Raw genomic sequence first — 18,520 nt, 5'->3', positions numbered from 1 at the left:
GCGGCCTGTTCCAATGGAAACGCGCATGAACAACGTAAACGGCATTTTGCTGATCATCGGCTCGATGGCGGCCTTCGCGCTTGAGGACATGTTCATCAAGCATCTCTCGGTCAGTGTGTCGACCGGGCAGATCATGATCGCATTGGGTCTGATCTGCGGGGCTGTGTTTACGCTTATGTCTATGGCGACACGCAAACGCATCTTCGACCCGGTCGCGTGGCAACCTTTGCCGCTGATCCGTGCCGGGACCGAAGCCTTTGGTGCGCTCAGCTTCGTGACCGCGCTGTCACTTGTTGATCTGTCGACTGTGGCGGCGGTTTTTCAGGCGATGCCTCTATTTGTCACGATGGGGGCAGCACTGTTTCTGGGTGAGCAGGTCGGTTGGCGTCGTTGGAGCGCCATCGGCATCGGCTTTGTCGGCGTCTTGATGATCATCCGCCCCGGGTTCGAGGGATTCCAGCCGGAATCTCTGTTTGTTTTGGTCTCGGTCGTTGCGATCGCGGCACGTGATCTGATCACACGCAGGTTGGATGTTCGTGTGGCCTCGTCGGTCGTCGCATTGCAGGCCTATATCGGAGTGGCGCTGGCTGGTGCGGCCCTTATGGTGTTCACAGCACAGCCCGTTGTGCCGCTGCAAGCTGCGCAGATCGGGCCTTATCTGGGTGCCATCGGGTTCGGCGTATTGGGCTATTACGGCATCGTAACCGCGATGCGGATTGGCGAAGCTTCAGCGCTGACGCCATTTCGGTATACTCGGTTGGTGTTCTCGATCACGGCCGGGATGCTGATGTTTGGCGAACGCCCCGACAGCATGACGTTGGCCGGTGCCGGTCTGATTATCGGATCAGGTCTGTATACTTTCATTCGAGAACGCCAGCTGGCGCGGGCATTGGCAGTGGTCTAAGCGCCCGCGACCTGTTGGCGCAAACAGCAAACTGTTAGCCCTAAAGGCCGAAAAATATAAGTGTTAGCGATAACGGAAACGGTTTACTTTTCGCCGCGTGCTGGTATGAGGCATGCAACCGTTGGCATCATTGGGACCCGTATCATGAGCACGATCATCGACATCCACGCACGCGAAATACTGGACAGCCGGGGCAACCCGACGGTCGAAGTGGACGTGATTCTGGAAGACGGCACCATGGGCCGCGCCGCTGTGCCTTCAGGGGCGTCGACCGGCGCCTACGAGGCGGTGGAAAAGCGCGATGGTGACAAATCTCGTTACATGGGCAAGGGCGTGCTGGAAGCGGTTGCTGCCGTTAACGGTGAGATCGCCGAAGAACTGGTGGGCTTTGACGCGACCGAGCAGGTGGCCATCGATCAGGCGATGATTGAACTCGACGGGACCGAGAACAAGGGCCGTCTGGGCGCGAACGCTATCCTGGGTGTCTCGCTGGCGACGGCCAAGGCGGCGGCGGATTTCACCACGCAGCCTCTGTATCGCTATGTTGGCGGTACTTCTGCGCGCGTTCTTCCGGTTCCGATGATGAACATCATCAACGGGGGTGAGCACGCCGATAATCCGATCGACATTCAGGAATTCATGATCATGCCGACCTCGGCCGCGAATATCCGCGAAGCCGTGCGCATGGGGTCGGAGGTGTTCCATACGCTCAAGCGCGAACTGTCGGCTGCCGGGCTGGCCACCGGAGTGGGGGACGAAGGTGGTTTTGCACCTAACATCGCTTCGACCCGTGAGGCACTGGATTTCATCCTGCAGGCGGTCGAAAAAGCGGGCTACAAACCCGGCGAAGAGATCCATCTGGCGCTGGACTGCGCCGCCACCGAATACTACCGCGACGGAAAATATGTTCTGTCGGGTGAAAACATCTCGCTGACCTCAGAGGAGAACGCTGAGTATCTGGCGACATTGGTCAAAGATTACCCAATTATCTCGATCGAAGACGGTATGTCCGAGGACGATTGGGATGGCTGGAAAGCGCTAACCGATGCCATCGGCAACGAAGTACAACTGGTCGGCGACGACCTGTTCGTAACCAACCCAGAGCGTTTGGCAGAGGGGATCGATCGTGGCTGTGCCAACTCGATGCTGGTTAAGGTGAACCAGATTGGATCACTGACCGAAACTCTGCGCGCCGTCGATATGGCCCACCGTGCACGGTATACCAACGTGATGTCGCATCGCTCGGGCGAGACCGAAGATGCCACCATTGCCGATTTGGCTGTGGCGACCAACTGTGGGCAGATCAAAACCGGCTCGCTGGCGCGGTCGGACCGGTTGGCCAAATACAACCAGCTGATCCGCATCGAGGAATCGCTGGGTGAGGTCGCAGAATACGCCGGCGCGTCGATCCTGAAGCGCTGAGTTTGGCGTACTTGGTAAAACCAGATCAGGCCCCGGTAGAACGCCGGGGCCATTTTTTTCTTTGAGTCATTACCGATCCGTCTAAGCTGGGCATCGAAGGCCAAGATGGGAGAGGGCGATTTATGACAACATTCAAACGCATCGTTGGCGCTGGCGCGCTATTGATCCTGCCTCAGCTTGCAGGGGCTGATCGTCCGCCTCAGGCAGTGTGCCAGAAAATGGTGGAAGGCGATCCCAGCGGGCAGGTCACGATGGAGGAATGCCTGTGCACCTATAACGTCGCCAATACGGTTTTGGACGATGACATCAAAGAATTATTGTTCGAGTCCTGGTACACCGGTGAGAACATAACTGAACAGTTGAATGCGCTGCCCAAACCCAAACGCGTGCCCCGGCAGTTCAAGACCATGGAGCAGACGTTCAATAAGAACTGCCGCTGATCGTTAAGCTAAACAAACATAAATGTCGTTATGTGTGAACTTGTTCCTATTGCGGCGCTGTGACTCCCGATAGTCTGCAAGCATTGCAGAAAGGGGGACGATATGTCTGCTTCAAAGGTCTTTCTCGTAATTTCAATGCTTTGCGCGGGAATGCTGGCCGCATGTTCAGAGCCTGGGACCTATCCGATCACAGGGATGCAGGTTTCGCAGGATGATCCGGTGCAGGAAATGGCAAATCCGGCGGTAATCTTCCGGGGGGAATCGCGCTAAAGCGATTTGCTCATCAGCATGTAGCGATCGCGCGGTTTGAAGCCTGACCGCAGATATAGTTTCTGCGCGGTTTCGTTGGTTCGGTCGACCTCAAGATGCAGGGCGGTCAGACCGGCCTCGGCCAGCGCCTTGGGGAGATCATGCAGCACTTCGGTGGCGATACCGCGTCCGCGAACGGCGGGGCGGATGTAAATCTCATCTACAAAGGCATCCATGCCACCAAACTCGACCGACCAGCCGAAGGTGAGGATGACATAGCCCAGCGGCGCGCGGCCCGGACCGATCAGATATATGCACCCATGGGGTATTCCATCCAGCAGTGGGGCCAGCGCGTTGCGACGTTTCTCGTCATCCTGCGCGATGCCGGATTCCGAGTGAAACGCTGCGACCAGCGCCATCAGTCGGTCCAGATCGTCGGGGCGGGCAAGGCGGAGTGCGGCGGTCATAGGCGGGCAAGTCTTTCTGTGAGCAGGTCGAAGAAACCTTGGGCATCCACGTCACCCATGAACATGGCGTTTGGTGCGCGATCAGTGACCTGCCACCAGTCGGCCACTGTCATGCCCAACGTCAATTCTGATTGGGTTTCGATCTCAACATTGATGTGGCGGCCCGAGAACAACTCGGGTCGGATCAGATAGGCGGTGACGCAGGGGTCGTGCAGCGGTGCGCCCTCCGATCCGTATTTTTCCTTGTCGAAACGTTCGAAGAAATCGGTCATCTCTGCCACTGCATGGCCAACCTTGCTGTCCAATGCCCGGAATGCATCATTGCGATGGGGTGTGACCAGCGCATCATGTGTGACATCCAATGGCATTACGACGACATGAATGCCGGATTTAAACACAATATCAGCAGCTTCCGGGTCGACATAAATGTTGAATTCGGCTGCTGGTGTGATGTTTCCAACCTCAAAATACGCACCACCCATCAGGACGATTTCCTGCACCCGGTCGATGATGTCGGGCGCTTTTTGGAAGGCAGTGGCGATGTTCGTCAGCGGCCCCAGAGGGCAGAGCGTCACCGTGCCGGGCTCATGTGCGCGCAGGGTATCGATGATAAAATCGACCGCGTGACCTTCGGCCAGAGGCATTTCAGGATCTGGCAAAACAGGGCCGTCGAGCCCTGTTTTACCATGCACATGCTCGGCGGTGACGAGCGGGCGTTTCAAGGGGCGATCGCATCCGGCGTAGACGGGGATTTCGGTGTGCCCCGCCAACTCGCACACGATGCGGGCATTTTTGGCGGTCAGCTCCAAAGGCACGTTTCCAGCGACGGCGGTGATACCCAAAACCTCGATCTCTTCGGGGCTGGCTAGCGCTAGAAGAATGGCGACGGCGTCGTCCTGTCCGGGATCGGTGTCGATTATGATCTTGCGGGGCATGGGGGTCTCCGGGGGCCGTGAAGGTCGGACACTCGCAAGTGTCGCGGGACTTGTCTAGCCGAATTACGTGCCTGCCGGAGCATCCACCGGCGGGAGTTTGCCGTTGGCGCGGTGTTCCTCGATTTTCACCTCGTCCCACAGCGCGTCCATTTCGGCCAGATCACTTTGCGACGGCGTTTTTCCGCGTTCGGCCAGCCGGGCTTCGACCTTCTCAAAACGGCGAGTAAACTTGGCGTTTGTGCGGCGCAGGGCGGCCTCGGGTTCGATGCCTAAGTGGCGGCCGAGGTTGACAATCACGAACAGCAGATCGCCGAATTCATCCTCGAGCGCGTCGGCATCCATGCTGTCGCGCGCCTCTTCCAGCTCAGCGGCTTCCTCGGTGATCTTGGCGAGCACATGGCTGGCGTCAGGCCAGTCGAACCCTACGCGCGCGGCACGTTTCTGCAGCTTATGTGCGCGTAGCAAGGCGGGCAGGTTCGCGGCAACACCGTCTAATGCACCTTTTTGTTCTTTGCCCGCACGTTCGGCGGCTTTGATGGTTTCCCAGTCCTTTGTCTGTTGATCCGCCGACTTGTCTCGGGACTCATCACCGAAGACATGTGGGTGACGGGTAACCATCTTGTCCGACATGGTGCGCACCACGTCCTGAAAGGTAAAATGCCCAGCCTCTTCAGCCATTTGCGCGTGGAAGACGGATTGGAACAGCAGGTCGCCCAGCTCTCCCTTCAATTCGTCATAAGCCTCGCGTTCGATGGCATCGGCGACTTCATAGGCTTCTTCGATCGTATAGGGCGCGATGGTCGAAAAATCCTGTTCGATATCCCACGGGCAACCGGATTGAGGGTCGCGTAGGCGGCGCATGATTTCCAGCAAACGCTCGATACCTGCGTCCGTGTCGTGGATCAGAGGATTTTCGGCCATTGCGAACCCTTTCGTTCCGGTGTCAGATGCATCCATCCCGCAGTCAGGATCAGGAGTCCACCCCAGATGCCCGTCGTCAACCGAATTGCCGATTACGCCGCCGATATGGCCAAGTGGCGCCAGCACCTTCACACCATCCCCGAATTGGAATTCGAATGCTATGAGACCGCCGCCTTTGTGGCCGAGCGTCTGCGCGAGTTTGGGGTGGATGAACTGCATGAGGGAATCGCCAAAACCGGCATGGTCGCGATCATCAACGGGCAGGGCGAGGGACCGACTATTGGTCTGCGCGCTGACATGGATGCATTGCCGATTACCGAGGAAACGGGCGTGGACTACGCCTCGAAGAACCCCGGTAAGATGCATGCCTGCGGTCATGACGGGCACACAACCATGCTGCTGGGTGCTGCGCGCTATCTGGCCGAAACGCGGAATTTTGCGGGTCGGGTTGCGCTGATCTTTCAGCCTGCCGAGGAAGAGGGCGGCGGCGCGGGCGTGATGGTTGAAGAAGGCATCATGGATCGGTTCAATATCTCTGAGGTTTACGGCATCCATAACACTCCGGGCCGGCCCGAGGGGCTGTTCGAGACTACGCCGGGGCCGCTGATGGCCGCAGTAGATACTTTCGAGATCAATATTCAGGGCGTGGGCGGCCATGGGGCCATGCCGCATGAGACGCGCGACCCGGTGATGGCGGCTTGCGGGATGGCGCAGGCGATCCAAACTATCGTCAGCCGCAACCACTATGCGCTGGACGATCTGGTGGTGTCGGTGACGCAGATACACACCGGAACAGTGAATAACGTGATACCTGATACCGCTTATCTGAACGGCACCGTTCGCACCTTTGATCCGGCCGTGCAAAGGATGGTCAAAGAGAGAATGGCGCAGATCGTGGCGGGGCAGGCGGCCTCGTACGGTGTCGAGGCCAAACTGGACTATCAGGAGGGTTATCCCGCCACTATCAACGACGCCGACAAGGCGGCATTCGCGGCTGAAGTGGCGCGGGATGTATCCGGCGCGGAACGCGTGAAAGATGATGCTGGGCGTGAGATGGGGGCAGAGGATTTTTCCTACATGCTGCAGGCCCGACCCGGTGCTTACCTGTTCATGGGGCAAGGAGATGGCGCGGGGCTGCACCATCCGAAATACAACTTCAATGACGACGTCGCGCCGATCGGAGCGTCCTTCTTCGCACGGATCGTCGAAAAGGCACAGCCATTGGGCTGAAAAGGAAAAAACATGGCACTGGAAGATGCAAAGAACCAGGTGGATGAGGCGTTCACCAACCCCGATCTCAAGGGATTATCTTATGAGAACACCTTTGGCGGCGCGACCTCATTCCTGCGGCGGCTATATACCAAAGACCTGACCGGTGCGGATATCGCGGTAACCGGCGTGCCTTTCGATCAGGCGGTGACCAACCGCCCCGGAACGCGGCTTGGACCCCGTGCCATCCGTGAGGCGAGCGCGCTGCAATCGCCGGATGCACCCTATGGCTGGCCGTTTGATGCGCTGAGTGAACTGGCCATCGTGGATTACGGCGACATGGCCTATGACTATGCCAATATCCCGGCCTTTCCCGATACGCTGACAGATCACATCCGCACCATTCTGGCCGCAGATGTCGCCTCGGTCACGCTGGGAGGGGATCACTATATCAGTTTCCCGATCCTCAAGGCTTATGCCGAGAAATTCGGACCAATGTCTCTGCTGCAATTCGATGCGCATACGGACACCTGGGCCGATGACGACATGTCCCGCGTGGATCATGGGACCATGTTCTACAAGGCGGTGAAATCGGGGATCGTGGACCCGAAACGCTCGGTTCAGGTGGGGATCCGCACGACGAATGAGGACACTCTGGGCGTCAACATCATCGACTCGCGTGAGGTGTACGAATCCGGCCCCGCTGCGGTGGCGCAGAAGATCAAAGGGATACTGGGTGACAGGCCCGTTTATCTGAGTTTCGACATCGACGGTCTGGACCCGGCTTTTGCCCCGGGTACTGGGACGCCGGTCTGGGGTGGGCTGAGTTCCATTCAGGCGCAAATCATCCTGCGGGACATTGCCGGGATCAACATCAAAGGTGGCGATGTGGTTGAGGTATCTCCGCCCTATGACACCTCCGGTGCGACGGCGATTGCAGGAGCTCATGTGGCAACACAGATCATTTGCCTGTTGGGGTGGAACAAGCTGGTGAAACCTTAACCATTGGTTAGGCATAATTCCGGTATCTGCTTGGTGAAGCACCGGATCGGAGACATCACATGACCGAATACAACCAACCCATCGGCGGCAATGATCTGGCGCGGTTTTCGGGACCGAATACATTCATGCGCCTGCCGCAGGCGTCGTCGCTTGAAGGGCTGGACGTGACGTTCCTGGGCGTACCGATGGATATCGGCACCTCTTGGCGGTCGGGCACGCGGTTTGGACCCAAGCAGATCCGTAGCGAAAGCGCGATGATCCGGCCCTATAACATGGCCAATGGGGCGGCCCCGTTCGATCACTTGCAGATTGCCGATATCGGGGATTTGGCGATCAACACCTTTTCGTTGGCCGATAGTCTGAAGATCATCAAGGACAGCTATGACGGTATTCTGGCGCAGGATGTGATCCCGGTGGCGATGGGTGGGGATCACTCGATCACCCTGCCGATCCTAAGGGCAATGGCGGCGAAACACGGGCCGGTGGCGCTGGTGCATGTGGACGCTCATGCGGACGTGAACGACGAAATGTTTGGCGAGCGTGAGACTCACGGTACTGTCTTTCGCCGTGCCTATGAGGAAGGGCTGATTGTCCCCGATAAAACCTTCCAGATCGGGATTCGTGGATCGGGCTACGCCGCCAGCGACTTTACCGAGGCGCAGGGTTGGGGGTTCCGCCAGTACCCTGCGTGGGAGCTGTGGCAACAGAACCTGACCGAAATCGGCTCGTTGATCCGCAAAACGGTCGAAGATCATCCGGTTTATATCACCTATGACATCGACAGCCTCGATCCGGCCTATGCACCCGGAACAGGCACGCCCGAGATCGCAGGTCTGACCACTCCGCAGGCGCTGCAGTTGATCCATGCGCTGGCGGGCATGAACGTGGTGGGCTGCGATCTGGTCGAAGTATCTCCACCCTATGATCCGTCGGGCAATACGGCACTGACCGCAGCCAATCTACTGTTCGAGATGCTGTGCATTCTGCCCGGAGTGACGTCACGATAGGGGTGCGACGCCATCCTCTGACCGAGTAAGCAGGGCATAGCGGGAATGAATGGGCAGATGAAAATGGTGCTGTGGCTGTTGATTGCGGTGGGCCTTGCAATGGGTGCCTATATCAGACTTGCGCCTTCAGATCCTGTGCGCTGGCATGTGGCCCCTGAAGACGCGGAACGAGACCTGAAGGGTGGTGTCGTTCGAGTCGTCGAAACCGGTCCTGATGGGCTGGCGCGTCTCGATAAAATTGCGCGCGCAACACCACGCACCAGTGTTCTGGCCGGATCTCTAGAAGAGGGCATGATCACCTATATCACCCGTACCAAGGTATTCGGGTTTCCCGACTACACCACCGTGCAGCAAGACGGTGATACGCTGCGTATCTATGCCAGATTAAGATTTGGCCGGAAAGATTTCGGCGTCAATCGGGACCGGGTCACCCAATGGCTTGCTTTGCTGCAACCCTGACGACAAACAGCCCTCTTGCACCTCGCGCCACATGGGCACGTTCAGCGACATCTGGCATTGGGCCATGAACATGCGGCCGTCGACCTGCAGGCATATCATCTCTCCCAACTCGATGCGGGTGCCGGATTTGTCGGTGCAATAGCAGTCTTGCACTTTGCCTCCGGGGCCAACAACATCGGCCATTCCGGGCGTCGCAATGAGTGTCAGGGCTAAGATCAGTCGCTTCATGGCCCAAGCCTAGCACAAGGCAGGGCCTTGACCAAAGCCTCTGGATGATAGACACCGCGCGGATGATCCCCGAAGAACGCCTTGAACAGATAACTCAGCGATTCCAATACCTCGAAGCGGCCATGGCGGATGGTGCCTCGGGCGGGGATATTGCAGCTTTGGCAAAGGAATATTCCGACCTCAAGCCGGTGGTCGATCAGATCATGGCGTGGCGTCAGCTGGTTTCTGATCTGGCCGAGGCCGAGGCAATGCTGTCTGACCCGGACATGAAAGAGCTGGCCGAAGAGGAAATTCCAGAACTGCAGGCGCGTATCCCCGAGGCGGAGCATGCCTTGCAGCTGGCGCTGTTGCCCAAAGACGCGGCTGATGCGCGCCCGGCAATGCTGGAAATACGCCCCGGCACCGGCGGGGATGAGGCCGCGCTGTTTGCCGGAGACTTGCTGCGCATGTATCAACGCTATGCCGAAGCGCGGGGCTGGCAGTTCGAGATCATCGAGGAACAAGCGTCTGATCTTGGTGGGATCAAAGAGGTGGTGGCACATATCAAGGGCGACAATGTCTTTGCGCGGATGAAGTACGAATCCGGCGTGCATCGCGTGCAGCGCGTGCCCGAAACCGAAAGCGGTGGGCGCATTCATACCTCGGCGGCGACGGTGGCGGTTTTGCCAGAGGCCGAGGATGTGGACATTCAGATCGATGCCAATGACATCCGAATTGACACGATGCGCAGCTCGGGCGCGGGGGGGCAGCACGTGAACACGACGGATTCGGCTGTGCGGATTACTCACTTGCCCAGCGGAATCGTGGTGACCAGTTCCGAGAAATCCCAGCACCGAAACCGTGAGATAGCGATGCAGGTGCTGAAAACGCGCCTTTATGATCTTGAACGGCAGCGGATCGACAGCGAACGCTCGGCGGATCGCGCCAGTCAGGTCGGTTCAGGTGACCGGTCGGAACGGATTAGGACGTATAACTTCCCGCAAGGCCGCATGACGGATCACCGCATTAACCTGACGCTTTATAAGCTGGATCAGGTGATGCAGGGCGATCTGGATGAGGTGATCGACGCGCTGACCGCAGATGATCAGGCTCGGCTTCTGGCCGAAATGGCGCAATGATTGCTGCGCTGACAGCCGCGCAGGCCATGGTCGCTGCAACCGCACGTTTGCGCGCAGCCGGTGTGCCTGATCCAGCGCGGGATGCGCGGGTGCTGCTGGCGCATGCGGCGCGGATCGAGGCCAGTCGGGTGACGCTGATCGCGCCCGAGGAACTGCCGGAGGATATCGCGGAACGCTACGATCAATTGATCTCGCTAAGGGCCATCCGAGTGCCGGTATCGCATCTGCTGGGCGAGCGTGAATTCTATGGTCGGCGGTTTCGGGTCAGTCGCGATGTGCTGGACCCGCGCCCGGAGACCGAGGCATTGATCGAGGCGGCGCTGAGCGAGCCGTTTGATCATGTACTCGATTTGGGTGTGGGCTCGGGCTGTATCCTGATCACCTTGCTGGCCGAGCGGGCGAGTGCCTCGGGCGTCGGCGCCGACCTCAGCGAAGCTGCCTGTCTGCAGGCCAGCGCCAATGCAGTACAGCATCAGGTGCAGGCGCGCGCCGAGATTCGGCAATCTGACTGGTTCGAAAACATTGAAGGTCAGTTCGATCTGATTGTTTCGAATCCGCCCTATATTTCAGCGGACGAGCTGCACGCGCTTTCCCCTGAAGTGCGCGAGCATGAGCCGCGCATGGCGCTGACGGATGAGGGCGACGGTCTGGATGCCTATCGCCGTATTGCGGCATCGGCCCCGGATTATCTGATGCCCGGCGGGCGTATCCTGGTTGAAATTGGCCCGACACAGGGCGCTTATGTTTCTGCCCTTTTTGATGCCGCTGGTTTGACCGGCGTAAAGGTGATCCCCGATCTGGACAGGCGTGATCGTGTTGTGGGGGCCAGAATGCCGCCTTCTAAGCGAAACTGAGGCCGAAAAATGCCGATTGATGTAAAAAAGCTGCGACATTTTCGAGAATCCCCTTGTCTGAACGCTCAGGACATGTTTACTCAGGATTAGTCGGCGAGGTTGACGCTGTTTCAGCGCACCCCTGACGCCAAGCCCAAAAAGTCGATAGCGCGTAACGGCACAAGCCACTGAGCAGCGTTAGATACGGGTTGATCGACAGTGAATTGATAAGGCTGACGTAAAGTAAGATGAGATCTTCCAAATCCCGCTCGCGGGCCAAGAACAACCGCAATCGTCCTTCTGGCGGAAACGTCGTAAACCGAGTTTTTGACAGCTCGGGCCCCGAAGGCAAGGTGCGTGGCACACCGCAGCAGATTATTGACAAATACAACCAATTGGCGCGCGACGCTCAGCTGTCGAATGACCGCGTGGCAGCTGAGAACTTTCAGCAACACGCCGAGCACTATCTGCGCATGCTAAGCGAGGCGCAGCGCGAGATCGAAGCGCGCCGCGAAGAGCAAGAGCGCCAGAACCGCGAACGACAGGCCGAGCGTGATCGTGAACGCGCCGAGCGTCAGGAACGCGAAGCAGCCCGTCAGGCCGATCCGGCCGAGGCTCCGCAGCCGGACGTTGTGGATTTCGGGAATGAGGCGGCTGCACCCGATACAGGGCTGGTCGAGACGCCGGAAAGCAAGGATGCCGAGCAACCCGAAGCGACCGAGCGTAAGGAAAAGCCGCGCCGCCCGCGCACCCGGAAGCCAAAGGCTGCCACCCCTGCGGCTGAGGATGCACCCGCTGACAAGGGCGACGCACCCGAGGCAGCTGAATAAGCGCTTTTCGATCATGAATTGAATGAAAACCCCGGGCAAAGGCCTGGGGTTTTTTCGTTCAGGGTTTGCGAATTTCGCGCGCGAGCGCGCAGAAGGCTTCGAGCGGGATCTGCTCGGCCCGGTCGGTGGGTTTGATTCCGGCTGCGATCAGGCGGTCCTCGATATCTGGCGCTGCCCCTTTGAGTGAGGCCCGCAGCATTTTGCGGCGCTGATTGAAGGCTGTGGCAACCACGCGCGACAGGGTTGCGGCGTCAGCGGGATAGCGGGGTTCGGGCAGGGCAGTCAGGTGAACCACGGCGCTTGAGACCTTGGGCGGTGGAGTGAAGGCTCCGGGTGGCAGGGACATTGCAATGCGCGCTTCGGCCCGCCATTGGGCAAGGATGGCGAGGCGGCCATAGGCCTTGCTGCCGGGTTGGGCGACGATCCGCTCGGCCACTTCACGTTGAAACATAAGGGTCAGGCTCTGCCAGAAGGGCGGCCATTCGGGCGGGGTGAGCCAGCGGACCAGAAGCTCGGTCCCGACATTGTAGGGAAGGTTCGCGGCCACCCGGATCGGAGGTGTCAGGTGGGCCAGCGGCTCGATTTCCAGCGCGTCGCCGTTGATCACTTCCAGCTGGCCCGGATAGGCGGCGGCGATGTCGTTCAGGGCGGCGATGCAGCGGGTGTCCTTTTCCACGGCCACGACCTTGCGCGCGCCTTCGGACAGAAGCCCGCGAGTCAGACCTCCGGGGCCTGGGCCGATTTCAAGGACATCGCATTGAGTCAGATCACCCGCCTGCCGCGCGATCTTGGCGGTCAAGTTGAGGTCGAGCAGGAAGTTCTGGCCCAGCGACTTGCGGGCCGAAAGCTGGTGAGTTGCGATAACCTCGCGCAGCGGGGGGAGGGAGTCGATGGCGCTCATGACTTTACCGTCGCGCGGGTTGCGGGGAGAGCACCAGAGTTTTTTTTGCCTCCGGCGGAGGTATTTGGGGCCAGATGAAGCATTAGCGGGAATGGCCCATTCGTTGGGCGAGTTTCAGGGCCTCGATCAGGCTGGTGGCGGTCGCGCGGCATTGGCCCGCGATGTCCAGAGCGGTGCCGTGATCCGGCGAGGTCCGGACGAAGGGCAGGCCCAAGGTTACGTTCACACCGCTGTCGAAATCCAGTGTCTTGATCGGGATCAGGGCCTGGTCGTGATACATCGCAATCGCGGCATCATATCGCGTGCGCGCCGCGGCGTGGAACATGGTGTCTGCCGGGTGGGGTCCGGTCACGGTGCAATCGACTGGATTGAGGTCTGCGATCAGTGGCGCGATCCAGTCAAGCTCTTCCGTACCCATTTTCCCGCCTTCGCCAGCGTGGGGGTTCAGCCCCGCGATGGCGATGCGAGGATGGTGGATACCGAATTGGGTGCGCAGGCCTTGGGCGGTGATCTCGATGGTTTCTTGCAGCACTTCTGGGGTGAGTGCGCTTGGGACCTGAGAGAGCGGGATGTGGATGGTGGCCGCAACCACGCGGAGCTGTTCGCTGGCCAGCATCATTACTACGCGTGACCGGCCTGCCAAAGCAGCAAGAAATTCGGTATGGCCGGGGAAGGCAAAGCCCGCACCGTCGATCAGCGCCTTTTTGTGGATCGGCGCGGTACACAGTGCAGAGGCTGCGCCGGAACTCACCAGCTCAACACCCTTTTCAATAGAATCGATGACCGAAAGTGCGTTTGCTGGATCGGGGTGGCCGGGCGTGTTCGGGGCAGGAAAGTCGAAATGCAGCACCGGCAGAGCCGAGGCGCTGGCCGGTGTGGCCTCTGACGGGTCGGCGATCCGGGTAATGGGTGTTCCATCGGGCAAATGTGATGCGTCGCCGATGTAGAAGAACGGACAGGTATCGCGCAGGGCTGCCCAAGCTTTGGCTGCGATTTCGGGTCCGATCCCGGCGGGCTCACCACAGCTTAGCGCGATTGGGGCGATCATTGTTCGATGATGACAGCGTCGGCCCTCAGCTGTTCCAGCAGGCTGTTTGCAAGGGCCTGTAACCGTTGCTGGGTCAGTGCGTTTGCCACGTCCACACGGGTGGTATCTTCGCCCAGGTTGCGGGTGCGATTGCACAGCATCAGGAACATCAGCGTCTGCCCGTTGTTGCGCGTCAGCGTGGCCGATGCCTCATTTGGATCAAGCTTGGCCAGCTCAAGCGCTACGTCGCGTGGAATCGCCGAGGGGCTTTGGGTAAGGCGTTCCAGCACGTCGGGCGATTGATCTTTGGCGATGCCGTAGAGGTCATCGCAGGTGTCGATCTCTTCCTTGAGCTTTTCGGCTTTTGCAAGCGTTTCGGCGCTGCGGCCACCGGGAAGGTAGTAGATCGCGTAGTCGATCTCGGAATAGGTTGGGGCACCTGCGGCAACTTCGCGGATGCCGCGCATCTGGAACAGAGCCACGGCGTTCGGGAGCGAAAGTGGGTCGGTGATCTCACCGTTTTTCAAGCCCAGAATGACGGGTTGCAGGGCCGGAGGCAGGTTGTTGAGCGACAGCCAATCCAGTCGCCCGCCATTCTCGCGTGTGGCAGCGGCAGAGTATTGCGTAGCAGCCGAAGAAAAGCTGTCTTGATCGGGAAGTTGTGAGATTTCATCGGCCAGGGCTTCAGCCTGCGCCAGGGTCTGCGGTGTTACCGGAATGATAATTTCGGACAACAGAACCTGTAGGCCGCCGCCGCCACCCTGACCCAAAGCACGGTTGATCTCATCTTCCGAGGGACGAGCCTGCGACAGAAAGCGGGTACTGACAAAGTCGCGCCAGGACAGTTGATCGGCGACAAAATCCCGGACGGTTTCCTTTGATACGCCCGCATCGTTGAGCAGCTGCAGAAACTCTTCGCTGCTGAGGTTGCCGCGCGAGGCGAATTCATCAATCCCGGTCTGGATATCTTCGGGCGCGGCTTCGATGCCGGCATCGCGCATCGCCTGTTTGCGCAAACGATCCTCGATCAAGGCTTCGCGGACTTCGCGCTCGGAACTGCCCGGAACGCCGAGCAATTCGAGAAACTGCTGACGTTGTTGAAGTTCATACCAGGTGACAATGTCCTGATTGACCCGGATTGCAGGCGAGAACAGGCTTTGAGCCTGAACCTGTGGTGTGGCCATTGCAACAAGCGCGGCAGCCAGCACCGGCAGCACCGATCTACGGCAGCCAGAGCGGAGAGATTTTGTGAAACCTGAGATCAACTGCATCTTCTCTTAAACTTCTGTCCATCGCCTTCGACGGAATACCCTGTCAGGGCAACGGTAAAGCCGAATTCTGTCGAAGGCTCAATACTTGATGTGGAGGTAAAGCGTCTGTTGACGTTCACATTTACCTGCACACACTCATTTTCGTAGGTCACGCCGAACCCAAGGCGGAGTGGTTCAGATTCGCTGAAATCATAGCGTGCGTTGGCTCGGGTCAACCAATTCTGATCTACGCGGTAGCGACCGCTCACCCGTAATTCCGAGATTTCATCATTATTCGCTTCAGCAGGATCAGGCTCGAGCCAGATGTAACCGCCGGAGATTGCCGTATCTCCACTAGACCAGCCTGCACGAATTTCAGCTTTGGTAAAACTGAAATCGCTGTTTAAAAGCCCACGCGCGGCCAATGTCAGCCCCTTGCCGTTATTCAATTGCCCGGCAAGCAGAATGTCGGATTTGGTACCCTGCAGCCCCGATGTGAGCGTGAAATCCGGATCCGCATCGGACCGGAAGACCTGTCCGATTGTCGCCAGCGCCCGCCAGCCGTCAGCATTGTACCGAGACCAGTTCAGGCCCACAACGGCGGTTGCACCGTCTTCGCGGCGGTCGGGGGCCGGAAAGCGCGAAAGGGACAAAAGATTGCCCTGATCGAGTTCCTGAAAGGTACTTTCATCGTTGGGAACGTCATTGTTCGAAACATGCGTCCAACCAATTTGCGCGATTGGCTCAAGGATTTGTGTTGCACCGGACTGCTCGCGGCGCAGCATGGGGTAGCGCAGGGTAAAAGCTGCACGCGGGGTCGAGCGGGTTACATTGTTCGGAAACTCGCTGTCATTGCGGATATTGAACGTATCCACTGACGCGCCCACCAATGCCTCTGCACGTAATCCGGTCGCAAAGGTCCAGTTGCGCAGCCATTCCGCATCGAATGTTGCCCTGGCGACGTCGCGACCAATAATATCTTCGTCACTGGTTCGCGTGTGGGTGTGACCATCGAGGCTTAGTTCAACTTCACCCCCTAAGGTGCTGGGGAAGAATCGCTTTCGATAGTTGATGTCGAAGACACGCGATGGGATTTCATCCTGATTTTCGCTATCCCGAAGGGACTTGTAGTGGATGAAGCTGGTTCTGAATGCTGTATCACGCTTGATCCGCTCAAGTGCAATTTCGCTACGCAGGCGGTCAAAATCGGGCAAGCCGTAATCTGCCAGATACGAGTCATCCGAAGTTGTTTTGATATCGAATGTCAGCCGGTAGTCATATCCAAGACCGAACCGGCCATCGGCGAAGAAATACCCCCGATCCTGACCGGGCTGCAGGTCGTCGCGTGTATAAGAGCCTCGCAGCCGAATGCGCCCGCGTTTGAATGCCTGCCGGTAACGAAACCCAAGTGTGCGGGTCTTGGGCGACAGATAGGGCGTCAGAGTCAGGTCCTTGTGATCTCCGATCTTGAAGAAATACGGCACCTGAACGCCAGTGCCCAGTTGCGAAGTGGTGCGGATCGACGGCACGAGAAAGCCGGTCGCCCGCTCAAGTGTCGGGTCGGGTAGGCGCAGCGTGGGAAAGTAGAAGACCGGGACATCGAGTATTCGGAACTGTGCGCCTTCGAAATAGAGCTGCCGTTCAAGCTGGTCATGGGTCACTTTCCGGGCGCGAATTTGCCAGATCGGGGGTCTGCCATTCGCGCAGACATGACATGAGGTTGCAGCGACCTTGCTGAATTGCGTGTAGCGACCTGCCGCACGGGTGGCCTGAACTGAGGCGATCTGCACTTGCTGGTCAAAGACCATGCGCGCGCCCATCAGAAGGCCATTCTGTATCCCGCTGTCCAACTGCGCGGAATCGGCCAGCAATGTGCTGTTTCCGCCTTGATCGATCCGGATTGGGCCTGTCAGGGTCAGCTCGCCGGTTTCGCGATCATAGGTGACGCTTTGCGCTGTCAGTTTGACGTCGCCTTGGAAGGCCTCGACATTCCCCTCTGCGACCAGTTTGCGATCCGGGGTAATGAATATCTCATCGGCCACCAGTAGGGCGGGTTGATTCTGTTCAGTCGCGTCAGCCTCGCTGGCGGCACCTTCTGGTTCGGACTGTGCGGCAACTGCTGCTGGCAGCGAGAGGATCAGTGCGCTCGACAGCAACAAAGACAGGACGGAGCGCATCAGCCATCCTCCGCATGGAGCAACAGGCCCAGAGACAGTAGAATGCCCGCAAAGGGTGGGGCCCAGGCCGAGACCAGAATAGGTAATTGCCCGTTTTCGCCAAGAATTTGGGCGAAATTCCGGATGAAGTAGATACCGAACCCCAGCAATACAGCGGTCAGCACGGCAACTCCGGTGCCGCCGAACCGGACATGGCGCATTGTGAAGGCGGCCCCGATCAGAACCATCGAAACCAGAAACAGGGGTCGCGCAAGTTGTACTTGCAGCCAGACCTCATATTGCTTGGTTGAAAATCCCGCCTCGCCCAGATCACGAATCAACTGGGGCAGATCATAGACCGAAACCGAATCCTTTTGCCCGAGAGTGTCCAGAATCCGGTCTCTGGTCAGCGTTGTGGGTAGGTTCAGGATCTCATGGCTGGTGGCATTTGCTTCGGGATTTAAATCGTCCTGAATGGGCCAGATTTTGGCCTGATGCAAGGTCCAGAATCCATCCTCCAGATCAGCTTGCTGGGCCGAGATTTGCTGGTTCGGCTTGCCGTCGGATGAGAACGTTGTGATGGTCACGTTCTGCAGGGCGAACCGGTCGCCGTTGACAGTGCCGGTTGCGTGAATCACCGACTGACCGTTGGCTGAGCTCTGGCGCAGCCACAACCCCTCGCGGCTGATGGACAGGGCTGAACCACCCTGGTTGCGATAACCATCGGACAAGCGTTGGAACTCTTCCGACGTCGCGGCCGCGATGGGATTCAGCAAAGTCACAGCAAGTGCGCCGATGGTCAGCGCAAGCAATACGGGCGCTAGCAGGGCTCGGATACCGGATCGCCCGATAGCGCGGGTCACCACCAGTTCGGAGCTGCGGGCGAGGCCGACAAACAGCGCGATGGTGGCCAGGATCATCAGCAGGGGTAACATCTCGCTGATCGCGGCCGGTGTGTTCAGCAACGTCAGTTGCAGCAACTGGCCAAAGGATAGGTCAACGCCATCGAACCGCCGCACCTGTTCGATCAGATCGATCAGGATCATCAAGGTCAGAAAAATGCCGCCGATTACAAGAAAGCTTTGAATAAAGCGGCGGGCAAAATAGCGGTCGAGGATCACTTGGGCATCCCCGTCAAACCCCGGCATCCAAGAATCACAAT

Annotated in this window: 20 protein-coding genes; 11 read left to right on the top strand and 9 right to left on the bottom strand. The window is 58.7% G+C overall.

What is annotated here, in order from left to right; translation table 11 throughout:
• Positions 1 to 25: 25 nt before the first annotated feature.
• The 4 genes from ACR0AW_RS03765 to ACR0AW_RS03750 all read left to right on the top strand — a co-directional run bounded on the left by ACR0AW_RS03765 (position 26) and on the right by ACR0AW_RS03750 (position 3,036).
• Positions 26 to 904 (top strand): DMT family transporter, encoded by an 879-nt coding sequence (locus ACR0AW_RS03765; protein ID WP_170732393.1) that lies wholly within the window; start codon positions 26 to 28, stop codon positions 902 to 904.
• A gap of 144 nt (positions 905 to 1,048) precedes the next feature.
• Positions 1,049 to 2,326 carry a phosphopyruvate hydratase gene (eno, locus tag ACR0AW_RS03760; protein WP_170406273.1) on the top strand — a complete coding sequence of 426 codons (1,278 nt, stop codon included), beginning with the start codon at positions 1,049 to 1,051 and terminating at the stop codon, positions 2,324 to 2,326.
• A gap of 122 nt (positions 2,327 to 2,448) precedes the next feature.
• Positions 2,449 to 2,766, top strand: coding sequence for a hypothetical protein (locus ACR0AW_RS03755; RefSeq protein ID WP_170422059.1), 318 nt, complete (start codon positions 2,449 to 2,451; stop codon positions 2,764 to 2,766).
• A gap of 102 nt (positions 2,767 to 2,868) precedes the next feature.
• Positions 2,869 to 3,036 (top strand): hypothetical protein, encoded by a 168-nt coding sequence (locus ACR0AW_RS03750; RefSeq protein ID WP_170396730.1) that lies wholly within the window; start codon positions 2,869 to 2,871, stop codon positions 3,034 to 3,036.
• Here ACR0AW_RS03750 and ACR0AW_RS03745 read toward each other — a convergent pair.
• From ACR0AW_RS03745 to mazG, 3 genes are all read right to left on the bottom strand, one after another.
• Positions 3,033 to 3,482 (bottom strand): GNAT family N-acetyltransferase, encoded by a 450-nt coding sequence (locus tag ACR0AW_RS03745; RefSeq protein WP_170422057.1) that lies wholly within the window; start codon positions 3,480 to 3,482, stop codon positions 3,033 to 3,035. The two genes, ACR0AW_RS03750 and ACR0AW_RS03745, sit on opposite strands and share 4 nt — an antisense overlap.
• On the bottom strand, positions 3,479 to 4,417 hold the full coding sequence (locus tag ACR0AW_RS03740; RefSeq protein WP_170732391.1) for a nucleoside hydrolase: 939 nt from the start codon (positions 4,415 to 4,417) through the stop codon (positions 3,479 to 3,481). Before ACR0AW_RS03740 ends, ACR0AW_RS03745 begins: the two co-directional genes overlap by 4 nt.
• A gap of 63 nt (positions 4,418 to 4,480) precedes the next feature.
• Positions 4,481 to 5,338, bottom strand: coding sequence for a nucleoside triphosphate pyrophosphohydrolase (gene mazG / locus ACR0AW_RS03735; protein WP_170732455.1), 858 nt, complete (start codon positions 5,336 to 5,338; stop codon positions 4,481 to 4,483).
• Positions 5,339 to 5,404: 66 nt separating this feature from the next.
• Here mazG and ACR0AW_RS03730 point away from each other — a divergent pair, with 66 nt between their 5' ends.
• From ACR0AW_RS03730 to ACR0AW_RS03715, 4 genes are read left to right on the top strand one after another with little or no spacing between them, the layout of a single operon-like run.
• Positions 5,405 to 6,568 (top strand): M20 aminoacylase family protein, encoded by a 1,164-nt coding sequence (locus ACR0AW_RS03730; RefSeq protein ID WP_170732389.1) that lies wholly within the window; start codon positions 5,405 to 5,407, stop codon positions 6,566 to 6,568.
• Between the two features lie 12 nt (positions 6,569 to 6,580).
• On the top strand, positions 6,581 to 7,549 hold the full coding sequence (speB, locus tag ACR0AW_RS03725) for an agmatinase (RefSeq protein WP_170732387.1): 969 nt from the start codon (positions 6,581 to 6,583) through the stop codon (positions 7,547 to 7,549).
• 59 nt (positions 7,550 to 7,608) lie between these two features.
• On the top strand, positions 7,609 to 8,556 hold the full coding sequence (gene speB, locus ACR0AW_RS03720) for an agmatinase (protein ID WP_170732385.1): 948 nt from the start codon (positions 7,609 to 7,611) through the stop codon (positions 8,554 to 8,556).
• Positions 8,557 to 8,601: 45 nt separating this feature from the next.
• Positions 8,602 to 9,015, top strand: a complete 414-nt coding sequence (locus ACR0AW_RS03715; protein WP_480438606.1) for a DUF1499 domain-containing protein — start codon at positions 8,602 to 8,604, stop codon at positions 9,013 to 9,015.
• Here the strand turns inward: ACR0AW_RS03715 and ACR0AW_RS03710 are convergent.
• A complete protein-coding gene (locus tag ACR0AW_RS03710; RefSeq protein ID WP_170509520.1) occupies positions 8,941 to 9,243 on the bottom strand; it encodes a hypothetical protein in 303 nt (100 codons plus the stop codon). The two genes, ACR0AW_RS03715 and ACR0AW_RS03710, sit on opposite strands and share 75 nt — an antisense overlap.
• A 62-nt stretch (positions 9,244 to 9,305) precedes the next feature.
• Between ACR0AW_RS03710 and prfA the strand changes: the two genes are divergently transcribed.
• From prfA to ACR0AW_RS03695, 3 genes are all read left to right on the top strand, one after another.
• Complete coding sequence (gene prfA, locus ACR0AW_RS03705) at positions 9,306 to 10,361, top strand: peptide chain release factor 1 (protein WP_170396981.1); 1,056 nt, start codon at positions 9,306 to 9,308, stop codon at positions 10,359 to 10,361.
• The gene (gene prmC / locus ACR0AW_RS03700) at positions 10,358 to 11,215 is read left to right on the top strand and encodes a peptide chain release factor N(5)-glutamine methyltransferase (RefSeq protein ID WP_170732383.1); all 858 of its coding nucleotides are present in this window, start codon (positions 10,358 to 10,360) and stop codon (positions 11,213 to 11,215) included. Before prfA ends, prmC begins: the two co-directional genes overlap by 4 nt.
• 227 nt (positions 11,216 to 11,442) lie before the next feature.
• On the top strand, positions 11,443 to 12,024 hold the full coding sequence (locus ACR0AW_RS03695; protein WP_170396747.1) for a DUF4167 domain-containing protein: 582 nt from the start codon (positions 11,443 to 11,445) through the stop codon (positions 12,022 to 12,024).
• 58 nt (positions 12,025 to 12,082) lie between these two features.
• Here the strand turns inward: ACR0AW_RS03695 and rsmA are convergent, their stop codons facing one another.
• From rsmA to lptG, 5 genes are all read right to left on the bottom strand, one after another.
• Entirely contained in the window at positions 12,083 to 12,925 is an 843-nt protein-coding gene (gene rsmA / locus ACR0AW_RS03690) for a 16S rRNA (adenine(1518)-N(6)/adenine(1519)-N(6))-dimethyltransferase RsmA (RefSeq protein WP_170610981.1), read from the bottom strand.
• Positions 12,926 to 13,007: 82 nt separating this feature from the next.
• Positions 13,008 to 13,973, bottom strand: a complete 966-nt coding sequence (gene pdxA, locus ACR0AW_RS03685) for a 4-hydroxythreonine-4-phosphate dehydrogenase PdxA (RefSeq protein ID WP_170732381.1) — start codon at positions 13,971 to 13,973, stop codon at positions 13,008 to 13,010.
• Entirely contained in the window at positions 13,970 to 15,223 is a 1,254-nt protein-coding gene (locus ACR0AW_RS03680; RefSeq protein WP_170406236.1) for a peptidylprolyl isomerase, read from the bottom strand. The genes pdxA and ACR0AW_RS03680 overlap by 4 nt, the downstream gene beginning before the upstream one ends.
• On the bottom strand, positions 15,214 to 17,379 hold the full coding sequence (locus tag ACR0AW_RS03675; protein WP_170732379.1) for an LPS assembly protein LptD: 2,166 nt from the start codon (positions 17,377 to 17,379) through the stop codon (positions 15,214 to 15,216). The genes ACR0AW_RS03680 and ACR0AW_RS03675 overlap by 10 nt, the downstream gene beginning before the upstream one ends.
• Complete coding sequence (lptG, locus tag ACR0AW_RS03670) at positions 17,379 to 18,479, bottom strand: LPS export ABC transporter permease LptG (protein ID WP_170406461.1); 1,101 nt, start codon at positions 18,477 to 18,479, stop codon at positions 17,379 to 17,381. Before lptG ends, ACR0AW_RS03675 begins: the two co-directional genes overlap by 1 nt.
• Positions 18,480 to 18,520: the final 41 nt, after the last annotated feature.

The sequence above is a fragment of the Ruegeria sp. C5 genome (genome assembly GCF_056537605.1).
Note: the sequence above shows the minus strand (reverse complement) of the source record. Positions and strands in the feature narration are given on the sequence as shown.